Genomic DNA, 20,046 nt, shown 5'->3' with positions numbered 1-20,046 from the left:
ATTCATAACACCATCGAGGCATACCTAAAAAATAATCCCGTGGTGACAGTGGCAGGAGCAATCACTATCACCGCCACAGACGATTCAGAAATCACCTCCGATGCTGGTGGCGGCTCCTTGGCGGTGGCAGCCGGTGGGAATAATAGCATTGGTCTTTCCATTGGTGTGGTACTGGCAGACAACACTATTGATAATAAAGTTTCTGCCTATATTGACAACACTAGCCTCACCGCCAACACCACAGATATCTTGATCAAAGCCGAATCCGATGCGAAAATTACCGCCAGAAGTGTTGCCGTCTCCATCGCCGTAGCTGTGGGTAAAGAATTTAGTTTGGGACTCAGTGGTGGGGGAGCAGATGCAGAGAATATCATCCTCACTGACACCAACGCCTACATTAAAAACAGTACCATTACTCAGGCAAAGGATGTCACAATCACCGCCGATAACACCTCCACCATTACCGCCGCCGTGGTTGCCATATCCGGTGCAGTGTCTGGTGGTGGCCCTGGTGGTTCAGCTTCCATTGGTGCAGCCGTAGCTAGAAACTACATTGGTTACGAGAAAAACGGCAATAAATCAGCCACAGATATTAGAGCCTTCATCGAAAATTCCAGTATTACAGCCAGTGGCAATCTCAGCCAAACAGCCACCTCTGATCAAACCATTACCGCCGATGTGGGTGCAGGCTCGGTAGCCATAGCCGCCTTTAGCCAGGGATTCAATGTGGGTGTGAGTGGTGCTGGTGTGTTAGCTGACAATCAAATCGCTGAAGTGGTCAGTGCCTTTATTGATGGCGACGGAGCCACGGGAATTTCTGCCAATTCTGTCACCCTCAAGGCTGACGACACCTCAGACATCACAGCTAGAGTTGGTGCTGCATCTGTGGCAGCCGCATTCCTGGGTAATGCCGCGATCGCCGCCGCCATTGGTGTCAGTTTAGCTCGTAACGACATTGGCAATGAAGTCACGGCTTACATCAAAAATGCCAACAATAAGGTAGAAGCCACAAATGGGCAACTGAAAATAGAGGCGATTGAAGATGCAACTATTGATACCGATTCCGTTGCTGTTGCCATCGCGATCGCAGTGTCCGAGAAGGGGGCATTGGCCTTAAGTGGTGCGGGAGCAGAAGCCACTAATAATATTGAAAACACAGTTCAAGCTTATGTTGATGGCAGTACGATCATTGCCAATAATGGATTAACCACCATTAAGGCTAAGGACACATCAGACATCACCGCCGATGCGGGTGGCGGAAGCTTTGGCCTATCTGTGGGGGGAGCTACATCCGTCTCCATTTCTATAGGTGTCTCCTTAGCCAGAAACACCATTGACAACGACATCAAAGCTTACATCAACAATTCCACCGCTTCTTCCACAGCTAACAGCATCTCCATCATTGCCGAATCCGATGCCACCATCGAGGCTATTTCCGTGGCCGTTGCTATATCGGTAGCAGTGGGCAGCAACACAGGTATAGCCCTTGGTGGTGGGGGAGCAGAAGCCACCAACGTCATCCTCACCGATACCAACGCCTATATCAAAGGCAGCACCATCAGTGATGTTGATAATGTCACTTTAACAGCCGACTCCGACAACGACATTGATGCCGCCGTGGTGGCGATCGCAGGCAGTGGTGCAGGCAACGCAGGTGGAGGAGCGGTAGCCGCCGCCATAGGTGGGTCTTTAGCCAAAAACTACATTGGCTATAAATCTAATGGTGACAAATCCGCAGCCCAAGTCAGAGCCTATATTGAAAATTCCAGCATCACAGCCACAGGTGCATTGAGCCAAACCGCCACAGCCGAAGATACAATCACCGCCGATGTGGGAGCAGGAGCATTAGGTGTAGGGGCTACGGGAGACTTCGCCGTTAGCCTAGTGGGTGCGGGTGCGGTAGCTGAAAATAAAATCGCTGCCGAGGTGAAGGCATATATAGACAGGGATGGGGTATCAGGTATTTCCGCCAACAGCATCGCCCTCAAAGCTGATGACACCACAGACATTACAGCCAGAGTGGGCGCAGCTTCTGTGGGTATATCCTTTGCTGGTAATCTCTCTGTGGCAGCCTCCATTGGGTTAAGCATTGCTCGCAACGACATTGATAACGATGTTCATGCCTACATCCAAAATGCCGACAATAAAGTAGAGGCAAAGAATGGTTCTTTAATATTAGAGGCAATTGAAGACTCGACCATCACCTCCAATGCCGTAGCCGTATCCGTCAGTGTTGCCATATCTCCCAACATCTTCTCAGGAGCGTTGGCTCTGACTGGAGTTGGGGCAGAATCCACCAATATTATTAACAACAGTGTTAAAGCTTACGTTGATAGCAGCACCATAGAAACCAAAGGTGGAAATGCCAACGATATCAAACTAGATGCCCAAAGTACATCACATATCTCTGCATTGGCCGGGGCTGTGGGCGTGGCTGGTTCTGGCGCATTAATAGCAGCATCAGGAGCCATTGGCGTTTCCCTGGCTAGAAACCTAATTGGTTACGACTCCATCACTGATGACTCTGGTTACGGTAACGAAACCCTGGCATATATCAAAGATTCTACCGCCACCTCCACAGGGGATATCAAAGTTTATGCCAATAGTAAAGACACCATTGAGACAGTATCCTTCGCCGGTTCAGTGGCGATCGCTGTGGGTATTGGTTTATCTCTAGCCGGGGCTGGGGCAGAATCCACCAGCAAAATGGCCAGCAATATCCACGCCTACCTAGAAAATACTAAGGCTACTGCCGGAGTTGACATAAAAATCAAGGCCATATCCGATAGCCAAGTGACCAAAGCCCATGCAGTTGGTGCAGCGATCGCAGGTGTTTTGGGAGGAGGTGCAGTATCCGTAGCTGTATCTCAAGTAGTCAACGAAATTACCAATAGTGTCCAGGCTTACATTAAGAGCAATACTGCCAAAACTATCCAAGCTACCACCGGCAATGTTCTCATTTCTGCCGATGTTGAACGCGCCCGCATTAGCAACGTCACCGCGGTAACAGCATCAGTAGCAGTTGATGTCAGTGGTCGTGGATTTGCCTTCGCCGGTGGAGGTGTGGGTTTGTATAACACCATCAATAACGATATTGATGCCTATATTACAGGACCAGTGACAGTCACCAGTGGCACAAATTTGGATGTCCTAGCCGCTGAGAACGCATACCTCTCCAGTGATGCCACAATAGTCAGCATAGCGGCATCTATCATCAGTGCTGCCCTGGGTGGAGCCATAGTTAAGAACGAGATTAATAGCAGTATCCAAGCCTGGATTGATAGTGATTCCGTCGCGGACAACTGGACAAGTGGAACTCCCATCACCACAACTATTAACTCAGTCAATACCACAGTTTACGTAGAATCCATTGCCGACATAGATAAGACCCTCACCGCCGGGGTTTCTGGTGGTACTGTAGGCGGTGTGGTTAATATTGCTACTGGCAATATTGCCATCCTCCTCAAAGCCTTTGTCGAAGGCACAAAACTTACATCCACTGGTGATATTGACATCAGATCAGCCGCTAACACCAGAAGCAGAACCTCCTCCAACGGTGGCACTATCGGATTAGGGGCTTTAGGCGCGATGGAGTCCAATGTTACCTTAGGTAAGGGCAATGATTTTGATGAAGTGCAAGCAACCATCGGGGATGGTACACAAGTAACTGCCAATGCCCTGACAATTGCAGCCGTTAGTACCGATGATTTATTAGCAGAAAGTATAGCTGCCTCTGGTGGTGCTGTTGCGGTAGCGGGCGCTCAATCCAACGTGACTACCGACTTCGCCACCCTAGCCAAAATTGGTAATAACACAGCGATCGTCGTAGATAACCTATACATTACATCCAGCCATGATCAAGATGTAGATTCCTCCGCTGACAGTTTTACCCTAGCAGCATTAGCTGGGACTGGAGCAGGAACAAAAAATCTAATTACCAGTAAGGCTAATGTAAATATAGGAACTAGCACTAGTATTACTGCTGATAATGTGATCATCAATGCCATTAACAGAGTATCTAAAGACGAAACCGCCGGGAAACCAAGCCTCATCGCTGCTTCTGCATCTGGCGCGAACGTTACTGTCCTTACAAGTGGTACAGACATTGGGACATCGGATAATCCCTTCCAGGCAGTAGTTAACATTGGTAGCGGCACTAACATTACCGTTAACGGCACAAATGCCAAGAAAGGAGTCTTGAAAATTGAAACCCTGAATCAAGCAACTGCCGTTGACAATGTCCGCATTGAAACCGTTGGTGGTTACAGTCTGGCGGTAGGTTTATCGAGAATTGATGCTGAAACCAATGCCGCCATCAATCTTAACGGCGCAACCTTAGAAAATAAATCTGGGGATGTTTACCTGACTACCCGGACTGATACGGGACTAAGACCAAGTGCGAACCTCCTCTCCGTCACTGCATTTGGCGGAGTTGCCGCCGGCGATGCGAAGACAACTACCAACGCCAAAAACCAAATCACAGTAGATAATGCCACCGTCAAAGGTAGTGACATTTATCTATTTACTGGACGAGATAGTTTTGCCGTTCCCAACTTGCTAGATAGTTCCGCCAATGCTGAAATTACGACCGTTTCCTTCGGTCCTGGTTTAAGTATTCCCGTCTTGAAAGCCGAGATCAACGAAACCAATAAAATTGACATTAAAGGCGCATCAAAAATCAGAGCATTAGGGGATGTCAGTTTAGTTGCGAAAGAAGGATTAGACGGGAATAAACGGGCTGCAACTGATGGTTTAGTATTGAATCTTTCTGCCCTTCCCTACGGATTTAATGTTCCAGATGGTAGTTCCGTCAGCAGCAGCAATCAAATTGAGGTTGGTCGTAGTGTCAGCATTGAAGCCGGAATTAATAACAAAACAGTAGTACAAATTAAACCCATCAGTGTCGGTGGTACTCAACAGTTAGACCCAGCAAAATTAGGGCATGAACTAATTGCTAGTGAAAAAACCGCCCTGGGACTTGATCAAGAGACCAACTATGAATATGCCGAATTGGATTTAGCTAAAATTAGCTTTAGCATTTCCACTGGTACAGTCGTACAAGCCATAGCTAATGCCTATGAAAGTGGTACAGCCGGGCATTACTACAAATACAAACCTCTAACCAAAGATGGCGCTGACTCAATTATTTTAGAAACCCAGAACTATACCAATACTTTGATTTGGGAAGACCTTGGCACTAGTCCGAACTTGGAAGACTTGACTGTTTATACCAGTGATGTTACCAATAACTTAAAAAGCACCCTCGAAAACAAATTCTACGTTGTTAAACCAGTAGAATTAGACGACATCACAATGTCTTATGCGGGTTTAGGTAGTCTCTTACTAGAACAAAGAGAGAAAATCCAAGGTTGGATTAACAGTCACTCCGGTAATTCCGAGGCAGTAGCTCGTTATCAAGTACAATTGGATGCCATCAATCAAGCGATCGCTGATTCTGGACTAATTGATCCAGAATCAGCGACAGTTCAAAAAGAAATAGACCTATTATTCATCAATCTGCCCAATATTTATGCCGCGCCAGGTTCCATCTTTATTGAAGCAGACAGAACTAGTTCCACTGCCTTCACACCTCTAATTAGCAACAATCAACTAATAGCCAGAGGCGGCGCAGAAATTAAAATTACCAACCAGTCGCCATTCACCCTCAACGTCAACGATGCAGTCATTCGTGACAACAAACGAGTCAGAATAGTTGATGGTCAATACACAGTTCTCCAGCCCGGTAACGTTTATCTCAACAACGCTCTCATCTCCAACGCAGTTAACAACACTGGCGCTAAGAACATCTCCATCGTTCAAGATGCCTATCCCAACAGTCAATATGACACAGGCAGTCTTGTTATCCCCTCTGTTGACCAAGATATCTACATCCTTGGTGATGTAATCAACGAATCCGGCAACCTGTTAATTGACAACAAAGAAGGTAGTATCAACGTTTCCGGGGAAATTAGAGCCGAAAACGTCACCATCAATGCCGCCAGCAACTTTAACTTGAATACGGATGATTGGTTCCACAGCAATCAAGACCCCCGTCAATATCTCGACTATGACCGACTACGTCAAACAGTCTATAACCCAAATGGTATTGCCGATAGTGAAACCTACAACAGTGCTACTAACGTCAATGGTCAAAACCTAGAAACCTCCATTAACCGTAATCAATCCCGCATTCTCTCTCAAGGACCAGTTACAATCACCGCTCGTTATCTAAACGTCAACGGACTCATTCAAAGTGGTGTTAGTACCATTGAACTTGATATTGCTGCCACCTTTAATCCTGGTAAGAAAACCAGAAATTTTGTGGATGATAATGGCAATGTCTTAGCAGGAATTAGTTTCGGCACAGAAAATGTCCCTGTAGATGGTTACTTTGACGTTAATCAACAGGCAATCATCCTGAATGACATCGTTCCCAAGGGTGGAGAAATTACCCTGGCTGGTCAAATCTTCAGTACAGGAAATGGTCAATTGAAAGTTGCCAACGGTTATACCAACGTTGATATTAACAACCAGAGCATTTATCAACTGATCCTCAACCGCATTGACACCACCACCAACCGTCAAGGTAAAATTACCATCATTGACACAGAAACCCTCAAGAAGGTTCAGTACACAGTTGATGCTAATAATATTAAGACCACAAAATTTGACGGAGTATACGATAGTGTCAACAAAACTGTTACCTACACAGCAACCGGAACTCCAGTAACAAATAGCTTCACTGATGACATCAAGTACCAAACCCCACTAGGTCGCCAGTATGTGTGGACAGAGGGACAGGAGAAAACCCAGGTTGAAGTCAGAAAATATGAGAAAAAGAGCTTTAACCTCTTTGGTTTTGATTGGGATGCTTTAGTTGCAGATGATAGTTATACCTGGAAAACCGTAGAGTTCCGTGATGAAAAGCCACTGCTAGAATCGGAGTCATTAGTATCTAATGCTACAACTATTCTACCCGCCTACACTATCGAGTATCAACAGGTAAACGACAGTAGCGTAGACTTGATCAAAAACGTTTCCGAGGTCAGAAATGTTGCCAATAACAAGGTTTATCGTTATATCGGCGATAATGATGACTTAGTTCTATCTACCCAAGATTTCACTGACACCGATAAATGGACAGAGATTGGCACTAACTTATCAAGCATTACAGATAGAGTTAATAACAAGTTTGATAGCAACTACGTCAATTCTTCTACCAAGGTTGAAAATTGGACTACAGGTGGTGGTTGGCTGAGAAAGAAAACTTTACACACGCGAACAACTACTATTACTGGACTCAAAGACTTCTATACCAACGCCTTAAAAGCTGATTATCCAATTGATATAGATTTCATCCAAGGGCCTAATAAAAATGCTGCTCAAATATCTATCACCAGCAACAGAGTCCTTTATCTCCAAGGTGACATCGAATCTCCTAATAGCAAGGTGTCATTAATAGGTAGTTCCATTAATAGTAATAGTTCCAGTGTTGTTTATGCCAACACCATAGATAACGCCGATGTGCAAAACGGACTTCAAGCCTTGAAATTCAAGGCTCAGTCTGGTGGTATTGACTTAAAAATACAAGGTGGTCTACAACCGGTCAATGCTACAGCAGTAGGTGATATCAATTTAACAATTGTTTCTCTTGATAACATTAATAGCAACCTGGTGGCTGGTAATATTGCCTCCAGTAATGGTACTGTCACATTAAACGCACCTCAAGGCATCACCGCAGGAAATTCCAGTTCATTAATCAGTGGTAAAGAAATTAAACTTGAGACTTCTGCTGGAGCATTAGGAAGTACAACAGATTGGTTACGAGTAGACAGCGGTACACGTGGTATAGGGGCTGAATCTCAAGGTGATATTTATATTCGTGAAATAGCAGGAGACTTGAACCTCAATGCAATTGTGACTCCGGCAGATATTTACTTAGAATCTGTCCAAGGTTCGATTTTTGATCATCTTGTGGAAGGAAGTTCCATCAGTTCATCAGAAGTTAGTGAGAGAGCGCAAGAACTATTTGATGCAGAGTCCTTAAAATATCCCTTGTCCGCAGGTTTATATAGCTTCCTCTATCCCAATGCCAACTTACTAAGGACTACACCAACTGCTGGTAACACAGAAGGTTCTAACATTATTGGTCGCAACGTCACCCTCAAAGCCCAAGGACAGTTAGGACAAGTCGGTAACATGGTTGCCATTGACCTATCTGGTGGCTTTAACAACCTAGCAACTGATAAAAAGAAAACCCTCTCCAGTGCCTCTGTAAGTGATGTAGTGGGCGTAAGTTATGCCACCTACAAATATTTAGGTAGCGATGACACAGATGTTGATCTGACTCAGGCAAATTTCAGCAACACTTCCTTGTGGGAGAAATTGCAAGCGAATTTTGTTAGCGGAACCAATAAATCCATCAAGCAAGAAGTTTCCTTAGCAACATATCAAACTGTTCTAGTGCAGTACAACGCTGTTGAATATGGACTTTATAAATATTTAGGTCAAAATCAGACCCTTGATTTAGGGAAGCAAATCTATGGTGATACAACCCTTTGGCAAAAACTAACAGCAAATCATGGATCAGACGGAGTAGGGAACGTCAACCTAATTCAAGGAGAATTAGTACAAGACAAGTCTGTGGTAGAATCCCTAACCCTGCAATTAACTGATGATATTGACATAGAAATTACCAACATCACCACTATTGATGCCGGTGATGCCGTTGCAGTACAGGCTGCTGGAACTTTAAATATCAATCACGTTAATGCTCGTGGAGATGTGCGCCTCCAGGCGGGTGGTAGCATCATTGATAATTACGCCGGAGGAAGTACGGCAGCTATTACCACTACTGGTGATTTATTAGTGGTGTCTCAAGGTACTATTGCTGGAACAACGACTAACACTTCGTTCCGCATTGATTTGTCCGGTGCTAATAGCCAATTAAGTGCAGAATCATTAACTAGCACTTACATTCGTCAAGTTGCCAACACATCCTTATTTATTGATAAGATTAACGCTGGCAGTTACGTGACAGTTGAAGCTCCTGGTGGCGATATATTCGTCAATAGTATTCTCACTAATGGTTCTGTAGATTTACAGGCTCAAGGTTCAATCTTTGATATTAATGAGAATCTCCTGAATATTCGTGGTTCGGCAATTGATCTACAATCAACAACAGGTTCTATTGGCGAATACACCAACTACCTTGATGTTGATCTATTGTTAGATGGTGCTATTAATATCACGGCTCAACAAGGTGATATTTACGTTAACTCCCTAGATCATGACTTGAAAGTTGGTGTAATTGAAACTCAATTTGATGTCGGTTTACGGGCATTAACCTCGATTGTAGACACGGGAGATACGACGGCTGATGTTATTGGTAGAAACATCACATTAGAAACAGTGGGTAGTATTGGTACTAACTCTGATGTTTTAGAAATTAACACTAACTCTCTAACTGATGGGAAATTAACTGTTGTCAGTGGAGGTAACGTCTATGTTCAAGAGGTAACGAATGACCTGTTTGTTAATCAAGTAAGTGCAGTTGGTCATGCAGGTATCGAAGTCATCTCCGGTGATATGCGAGTGGGGTCAATCACTTCAGATACCCTAGATTTAACAGCAAATAATGGTCTGTTTATCCAGGGAGCAATTACCACCGCCAATCAAATCAACATGGTGGCTGGAACTTCTCGGTTAGATAAATATGATGATTATTTGAAAATAGGATTACCCAGTGACCTCTACCTGAAACCACTACAACCAGATGCGTTCTCCCTATTCCTGACTGGAACTATTACCAATAATGCAGACAATGCGGTGGTTAATTTGGAATTTCCCGATGATGTAATTCTCCGAGGTAATATCAACGTCAACGGTCAAAACTCTGACCTGAAAATTCGTTCTGAAGGTTGGGTGTACATTGAAAGCTTCTTAACCGTTGAAGATAAAATTGACATTTTAGGCGGTTATCTAGCAAATGGAACAAGCACCAACACTCCAAATAGTCAAGGTTCTAGCGTTTATGTTCATACTACATCGAGAGTTAATACCAAAAAAGCTGGTAGTGCCATTAACCTCCAAGGTGCGAAAGATGTTGATATCTTAGGCACAGTTGTCGCGGGGGGTAGTATTGGTGCAACCGGTGTAACTTGGGCAGGAAATGACGCAACCATCACCGTTAAAGCAGGTCAACAAATCTTCTTAGATACAGGATTACTAGCTTCCAAATCTGTTAGCTTAAATGGCGGTACAGCGGGCGCAGACGATAACGGACTTGGCTTAATTATCACCGCAGCAGGCGGTGTCACCGCCATGGGTCTAACTTCCGATAATAGTGGCGCATTAATTTCCATGAACAACACCGGCAACATGGAAATGATGGGAACCTTGGCATCAGGCGGTAAGTTAGTCCAAACTTTTGATGCCAACGGTAATATGTTATCTCAAACCATTGACTGGTCAGGTAACTACGGCAAAGTTGAGATCACATCTCTTGGACAGGCATTTATTGGTGGTCATACCATTAACCAACAAGGTCAAGCAATTGAAACAGGTGGTTACATCTACGCCAATAACAACATCACGATTAACGGTGGTGGTAACAGTTCCGGTACAGGTGCTTATGTTCAAGCAGCCAGTGAATTAGTTACTCATGCAGCAGATAGTTCCATTATTATTAACGCAGCCCAAGATGTTGACATTCAAGGCTTAGTCTTACCAGGTGGTGAAGTCCAAGATGTCCGCGACACCACCGGCAAATATATGGGACGTTACGCCCATAATTTCGGCGGTAATTCTACCATAAGCGTTCATGCAGATAACCAAATTCGCATCGGTCAAAGCCTGAAAGCCGGAAAACAAATAGACCTTGTGGGCGGTATTGACTCTGTAGAACCCAACCCAGCAGACGGTTCTACCAATTATTCTGGTAGAGGAATGGTTCTCTATGGTTCAACCCAAATTTCCACTTGGCGCGAAAACAGTCAAATTAACCTGAGTGCGAAGGGAGAAGTTGATATACTCGCCCCTGCTTACACCAACGAAATTGAAGCGGCTGCTTTTTATGAACTAGCCACAGGCGTAGTTAGTCAAGATGTCACCTTGAAATTACGTTTAGATAAAGTTGGTTACTTCATTGAAGCCACTGTCACCTTACCCAAATCTGTGACAAATAATAATACTCAAGTAGGAAATTTAGTCGAAGACTTAAATACTGCTATTAAGAATGCGACTTGGACAGTTGTTAGTAGTCAAGATACTACCGCTCATGCTATTGGTAGTACCTACACTGGTTTTGATAATAATGATTTACAGGTAAAACTCCGTGAAAGTCGTTTATTATTAACCAGTTCCTATGCAACCACATTAGTTAAAACTGGTTCAACTAATGCTGATAAACTAGGTTTCACCAATCTGACTACCGATTTAACTTCAACCCTACCTTATACAGTCAAAGCCGACCAAGTAGGTTCAGTTGTGACTATTGGTTCGCCAACCGGACTAAACGGTAAATTGTATATTGCTGGTAAAGTATTGGGTTATGAAACTATTAATTTGAATAGTGGAAATTCGCCCGATGGTGTGGATATTGACTTAGACTATACAGGTTTATTAGAAACTCGTAATAGTTCAATTACCTTAAATGTTGGTACTTATGGAGTTGTTAAAGGTAATGTTATCGCCGGTGGTACAGGTTCTGATATTACTATTAACGCTACCAACACTCTTGATTTAAAAGGTAGTCTCACGGCTACTGATCAAATTAACATCAATGCAGGTACAACTATTACTACTGGACAAACCAGTGTTCATACTTTTGGTACAAGTAAAATTAATGGTAAATCAGTTAATATCACTGGTTTAAATGACGTGATTATTGACAGCACTATCGGCGAAGGTAGTGTGGGTATGACTGGTATTAATATTACCGCAACTTCTGGAGATCTAACCTTAGCCAGCACTTCTGGACGCATTATTACTGATACAAATTTGGTAATGACTGGTAAAAATATCAACTTTGAAGGAGTATTACAAAGTACCAAAGTTGATAATAATGCTAATACCAATGAAGTCTTAATTACTGCAACTAATAATATTTTGTTGATGACAGATATTATTAGTCAAGGAACAGTGAAAATGACCGCAGCTAACCAAATTCAGGGTTATAACGGTCAAATATTAGTCCAGGGAACAGGAGAAGTCCTGAATATTAACCAAACCAATGCTAACGGTAGTATTTCCTTTGGTCGGACCATCTTAACTAACGGTAAATATCAACAACAAGGCTTTGATTTAGCCAGTATTGGTAATCTCTCCATTAACGGTACAGGGACAGTTGATCTTAACTCTGGTGTGCGTCTTTTCAGTGGTACAGACAACAGTAATATTAACGTCACTGGTAATATTATCAACGTGGGCGGTTCACTCCTCGCCGGGGCGAAACTGGTTAACAACACCGTCACCTGGACAGGAAAAACCGCCAATATCAATCTCACTGCCGCAGATATAGTCACATTTGGTGGTTCAGGTGCAGACAACACCACAGGTTTAGTTGTCACCAGAGGAGGGACAGCGATCGCCACAGGTAACATCAACATTAATATTACTGGTGGTAGCAGCACCTTAGACTTCACCATGAACAGTCTAAGTTTAATTAAGAGTGATGCTACAGCCAGGTTTGCGGAAACTGGAACTCTGATTTTTGCAGATAGCACCGACAGCAAAATCAATATCACTGCTGGTAAACAAGTAGAAATTGATGGTTTAATTCAGGCTTATGATGACGGTGCAGACATCACTATTGATAGTGCAGGAATGTTATTAATTAACGGCTACCTGAAAGCAGATGATGTTCTTACCGTTGATGGTGGTGTTGGTGCTTCCGGTTACGGTTTAATGCTAACTCCCTTAATTTATCAAGACCCTCAAGGACGTTTTGTGAATAGTTCTGGGTTCTATATCAATACTAACGGTGATTATGTCAGTGCGACAGGAACTGTACTAGCTGTAGGTGCTGCACCCGTTGCCAGTGCCGAACTCCCCGCTAACCTCACCCGTGTTGGTGGCGGTACATTAGAAACAGCCACAAGCGGTATCATCAATATTTCGGCTGAATCCGGTCTGGTTTTAAGTGGTCAAATTGCACCACTTAACGATGCTAGCGTCAATCCAGATAAGGTATTTATTACCAGTGAGAATAATGCGGGTGATGTCTTTATTGACAATGCTGTGGGCGCTAAGAGTCAGATAGTCATTAAAGGTAATAATCTCTACCTACTGGACTACCAAGAAACCAACCCACTGAATGCAGTCCGTCCCAATAATGCCTTAATTCAAACCTACGGTAGCGAAACAGAAACAACCACAATTGATCCGAGTATCCAAATTAACGCATTAGGTCAAGGGATTATTGCTAAGAGTAAAGCCCCCTTATCCCGTGCCTTGGTTGACTCCCATCAGAATTTGGAAGTTATTGCTAATTCTTTAGTAGTTCAAGGTTTCTTAGATGCCAGCACCAATATTAGTTTAAATGTCTTCACCGATTTAACTGTTAACGGTTTAGTGACAGCCGCCCAAAACCTCGATATTCGGGCTGGTATTAACGCCAGTTGGACACCCAGCACCATTCGCGGCACAATTACCCGTTCTCAACTCAGTGGTGGTAATGTCTTAGTTAATGGTTCAGGTACATTACAAGCTCAGAATACTGCTACCATTCTCGCAGGGGGAACAGTCACCATTGATGCAGACTCAGCATTAGGCGCAGGTACAAAACCAGTACCTATCCCCTTCATCACTCAACGCGCCGTTACTGTACCTGTTGTCACTGGCACAAGACAAGTTGCTGATGGCACAATTCAGGTAGAAGTAGTTAACTGGATACCCAGCACTTTCACAGAACAAGTCGGTACAGATAGCGTCAGAGTTGGTAATGAATTCTTCACGATGGATACCACTCTGAGTCAAGATAGTTACTGGAATCCTACTACCAATACAGAAAAAGAATGGTTTGTAGCTGGAGTTGACTATGACGCTTCCAAAGGGAATTTTAACGAATTAACTGATGATGCAAAAAATGCCCTTTTAACCTCACTGGGTTACTATAAACTCTATGATTTTGGTTTTAGTAACGCCAAACGTGAAACTACAAGAGACGGTAATCCTACTTCTGCTCAAATTTATTGGAATCTCACCGAAACCAATGAATCTTATGCAATGGAAACCGCTAACGGACAAAGTTACCGGAAAGAGTTTATCGGTGGTAGTGACTATCAACTAAGTTCAGCCGCAGGTTATTACAACTCCTACAATACAGCCACAAATAATAGCGTTGCTACCACAATTATCAAGATTAACGTTGATGGTTGGAATGATAAATATATTAGAGTACCTGTAGGAATTGCTGGCGATTTACCCGCATTACTTCGAGTCGTTTCTCAAGGTGAAGCGAAACTATTAAATGACAGCAACAAAAATAACTTTAATGAATTGAGTACGGGAACATATTCACCTTCACAAACATGGGTGTCACAAACTGGCGGCACAACTCCTACTGGTGAGTATGTAGGTTATTACTGGGATCAAGCTACTGTTTATTATGATCAACTTACCTCAGCATTTGGAGCGTATACTAATACTTATGACCGTGGTATTGACAATGATAATACGACGGTAGTTCGCTGGGGAGTTAGTTATGATAGCAATGGTAAACGTTTGTATTCTATTAATGACGGTAGGACAGGTGGTAATGTAGCACAGACATTGCAGAATCCTGCTTGGAGAGTTCAGAGTTCAGTTAATAATAATGATATAAATGGTGTTGTGATCTCTGCACCCACAGAATATGTCTCTACTACTCGTCTAATTAATAACAGAAATCAAGTTGCAACATACACACAGTTAGTGGGTCAAATTGAGGAAAAACTTTTTGACGTAGGTATTAAAGTCACCCAGATTCAATTTGATGTTAATACAGAGAGAAATTCTGAAGAACCTTGGTATCGAGTTTGGGCAAAAATTAACAGTGAAGAGAATTTTAAAGAGTGGACATGGAACGATTCGTCCCGTACGGATAATCTTAATGATATACTCATATCCAAGTCAGATCTAAAATATAATGCCACTTACCGGTTATTCTGGGAATTCCGTGAAGATGATGGTGATGGTAATTGGGTTGTCAGTAGTAATGACACTATTATTGGTACCTATGACAGTAATATTGTGACTATTCCCCAAAGCACCACTTCTTATAGTCGCGAGGTTTCCAGTAGTACTAGTTGGGACAGTAGTTGGGGAAAACTATCTTATTCCATTGATGTCAATTCATCCTGGAGGAAAACTAGCGATAAGTCTGAAACATTTAATGACTATAAATACAATTGGGAATCTGTTTACAAACCCATTTATGACACCCGGTTACAAACTTCTTGGCAGTGGGTAACAAATACCCAAGATATTTACGATAACCGTCCCCGTTACGAAACTCGTGATATTCAAGTCAAGAGCGTTTCCATAGACACCCAGACTAAATGGCGTACTGATAACATTACAGAAGATCAAACCATTTGGGTAACAGAACGTCAAACCTCAAATGACCAAACGGCTTACGGTCAATTTGCAGGTGACTCCATTAGTGCAGCTAACGGTATTACCATTGATGCCACAGGTAACATCAGCATCACAGGTAAACTGGCCGCTAACGGGACAACAGGTAACATTAATATCAGCAGTTTGGGTCAAGTTAATATCCAAGGTAAACTCCCTACAGGCAGCAATACAAGTAATACCTTAGCTGCACCTAGCTATATTTATGCCAAAAATAACCTGGATGTTACAGGTACAAGTGTTTCCGTCCTTGATTCCAGCGAATTATATGCGATTAACAATACTGGTAAAGTTACTATCACCAGTACCTCATCCACCGGTGACATCAACTTTGCCGGTGCAATTAATGCCGGAACAACGGCTACATCTGGAACTCAAATCCAATTAAATGCAGGTAATGACCTAATTATTAAGGGCATACTGAATGCAGGTAATGGAATTACTGGTTTGGCTGGTAATAATGGAGGTAACGGTAATATCACAGGTGATGTTAATACTTATATCGCCACAGGGACAAACGGCAATATTACCTTAACTGGGGAAACAACATCGGGTAATAAGATTGACTTACCTTCTGGTTTATTAACTACCGGAACCCTGAATTTAACTGCATCTCAGGGCAGCATTAACAACTATTTGGTTACTAATGGAGTAATTCAAAATGGTTTAATTAGTGCTACTACCATGAACCTCAATGCTAAATCTGGTATTAGTGCTAACCTGACAGCCACAACTTTGAATGTGACTAACAGCAGTAACGGTAATATTGACCTAGTTGTAGATCGGAAATCAACTACCGATGTTCAAGCCACAATTACCACAGCTAACGGTAATATTGACATTGATTCTGTGAACGGGATTCGGTTATTAAATGTCACTGCGTTAGGTTCAGGTAACGACATTAATATTACGGCTGGTGATACTGTTACTGTTGATAAACTCAAAGCGGCTGATCTTCTCAACATCACAACCAACGGTGCATTAACTCTGGATCTTGATACAGCCTTGGATTTATCTGCGGGTACTTCCATGACTCTCTCCGCAGGTAGCATCACTCGCAATAATACTAACCGGATTAGTGCCAATAGCTTAGATATTAATTCTGCTGGTACTGTTGATCTTCTTTACATCCAAGTTAGCAACCTCAGCTTTGAAGTTGGTGGCACAGGTAACGTAGATATTGACAACATTGGTAATCTTAACCTCACTGCCGGTCAAGTTGGCAATGGTAACTTTACCCTCAGCAATAGCGGGACATTAACTGCAACCTTAGTTCAATCAACTACCAACTCTCAGGCGCATACCTTCAATTTAACTTCCTCTGGTAACATGACCATTGGCAAGATAGACGCTGGAGTTTATAGTGATTACGACGGTAGCGGTAACTTAATCTCCTACAGTCAGATTAACCTGACTGCGAATAATGGCGGTGACATACTTGCACTCAACTCTAATGATAATATTGCTGAATTAGTCGCTGTTAAAGCTAACCTTACCGCCACAGCTACAGGTAGTGATATTGGTTTGTTAGAAGTTGATTTATCGGAAATTACCGCCACTGCTGATGGAACTATCAACATTGAAGGTATCGGTAAATTAGCATCGGGCGCGAATCGCACCTTAAATGTGCCGAGTATGACATCTAACGCAGGTAGTATTTATCTATCCAATTTAGGCACGTTAAGCACTAACTCTGGTTTAAGCGTTCCCACTAGCTCAGGAACTATCCAATTAGTCAGTAAACAAGATGATTTGGTCATTGATCCTGCTGGTAGCGATAAAACCCTGAGCGCCAATACTTTAATTCTTCAAGCTACCCAAACCTTAGATATTGACTCAACCATTACCCTAGATGCTATTAACCTCACCCTTAATGGCGAAGGTGGTGTGCGTCTACCCATCATCAAGACAAATGATCTCACCTTTGAAGTAGGTTCAGATAACATCATCATTTCGCCTGAATCCTTTGCTAATCTGACTGCTAAGACTCCTGGTGGAGAAACTATCATTAATTTAGTGGCACGAGGTAACTTACAAAGCTCTGGTACTTATGCAGGTTATTATCAGTATCGAGATATCTACACCAACACGACCTATTATCTCGATAGCGCTGATATTTCCCAAGCTACTGTTTATAACACCGCTCTAACGGCTCTCACACAAGCACAAAAAGATAGTCTCACCTTAGCAGCCGTATTAAGTACCATTTCTTCCCAAGAACGGGAAACCCAAAGCGGTATGTATGCTTACTTCGATGACACTGACAATAATAATGTCTTCGATGGTAGTGAACGAGTTTATTATAAAGAATCTCCCGATAGCAGCACAGTTTATAGTCGTCAAATCAATCAATCTGGAAACTATAGTTCTGGTTACTATGCTTACTCTGTCACCGAAAATATAGCAGGTCAAGTTCCTGTTAATAAAATTATCTATACTACCGAGTCTGACTATAATGTAGTCGCACAAAACCCTAATTATACTGACGTACAAATCTTCTTTACCGCAGTTAGTAATGGCTTGAACCTGAAAGCGAAAACAGTCAGTAAGCTAGCCGGTAGTATTGAATTAGCACAACCTGTCGGCGAATTACAGGATAACACTACTAGCAGATTTAACGTCACTGCAACTAACCTCATCCTCAACGCCCAAAAAGACTTAGGTAATATCAACTTCCAGCAAATGTTAGCTACTGCTAGTTATGTGGAAATTAGCATGGGTGCTGATTTAGTCTTTAATGGTTCACCTAGTACATCTCAACTGGTTGTTGGTTCTACGGGTTACTATAATGGCAATAGCCTTATTGGTGGTAGTGTCACCACGGCTGAGGGTACAACCTTAAATGCGGGGACGATTGAAGTTACAGCCCTGAAAAATATTGATATTGACACAAACTCAACTAACCTGACAGCCACAGCAATGGGTAACGGTTACATCCGAGTTGACTCCACTGGGACTCTGACTCTCAATCAAGTTCAAACTGATGGAAGTGTGACTCTCACAGGTACAGGAATCTTCGGAGGTAACAACTCACGAGATATTCAAGCTAATGCTGTTAGTTTGACTTCTAGTAGTGGTATTGGTAGTAGTAGCAATAGTCTACAAATGACTGCTAATAGCCTGACTGTTCCCAGTGGTAGCGGTGCTGTGTATGTGGATAATTACGGTGCATTGAGTGTTAATGGAGTTAGTTTGAACAGTGGTAATCTTAATATTGCTACCCATAGTCCTTTGACAATTAGCGGAAGTATCATCACATCTGGTACCATTACCTTGAATGCAGGAGAATCTGCTAGTAGTGGCGATGATTTGACCATTAACAGCGATATTCAAGGTAGTAGCATCATTTTAACCGCAGGAGACAATTTCACACTGAACAACGCTTCAATTAAGGCTTCTGGTGCAGTCCAAATTACTGTAGACCAAGGTACAACAGATGTGGGCGTTGGTAGTACAGTCGGAATTTACGGTTATATCACTTCTACAGGCGTAACCATCAACACAGGTAACGATAACGATACCATCAATTTAGGCAGTTCTAGTTCTCCTTACAGTGGCGCGACAGGAACATTTACTGTTAATGGTGGTAGTGGCACAAATGCCCTCAATATTGATAATAGTGGCGATACAGTTGGTCGTTCTGCCACCGTAAGTTCAACCCAAATCGTCGGTTTGGGTGCAACTATTAACTACAGTCAATTTCAGGACATTAACATTAAATTTGGTTCTGGTAATGATGTGATCAATCCCAATTCAAGCGTTACTGCAAACTTAGTAGTTGATGGTAATACTGGTTATGATGTCATTGGCCAAGACTATTCCACCCGCACAGATAACCTTAACCTGACAATTGATTTAGTTAACTTTATCTCCAGTGGTGGTTTCGACTCTCAAGACTTTGAAGAATACGGTATTATCTTAGGCTCTGGTAATGATACTGTCACCTTAATTAATCCCAGTGTCAGCAATATTGGTGGTAACTTAAACTTCAGTATTAAAGGTAATGCAGGTAGCGATAACTTAAATCTCGACTACTCTAGTAATACCAGTGGTTATAACCAAAATGTGACGGTAAATAATACCTACGTTGACGGATTTGGTTTAAGTAGTCGTCTGCAATATAGCACCATTGAAGCTTTAGCTGTTCAACTCGGTTCTGGTGCAGATACTATTAATCTCACTAATAACTTTACTGCTGGTACATTAGACTTCAACACCGGCAGTGGTAATGATGCACTCACTCTCATAAGTAATTCAGGTCAAACAAACTTGTATACAGAAGCGGGTGCTGATACAGTCCGCATTAAGACTATTAGTGGTGCAACAACAGTAAGTTCGGGTACAGAAGACGATAATATCCAGATTTATAACGACAGCAACACGGTAGATAATATTGCTGCTTCATTAACAATTAGTGGGGATGCTGAGACT

The 20,046-nt window shown here is 42.7% G+C and carries 1 protein-coding gene (only partly in view); it reads left to right on the top strand.

Annotated elements, in window-relative coordinates; translation table 11 throughout:
* Positions 1 to 20,046: part of a DUF4347 domain-containing protein coding region (locus HEQ36_RS11320; protein ID WP_290707734.1), annotated on the top strand (this coding region is incomplete at its 3' end). The annotated region extends 8,754 nt beyond the left edge of the window; the window shows 20,046 of its 28,800 annotated nt.

Source organism: Anabaena sp. 54 (assembly GCF_017355725.1).
Taxonomy (GTDB): domain Bacteria; phylum Cyanobacteriota; class Cyanobacteriia; order Cyanobacteriales; family Nostocaceae; genus Dolichospermum; species Dolichospermum heterosporum.
Note: the sequence above shows the minus strand (reverse complement) of the source record. Positions and strands in the feature narration are given on the sequence as shown.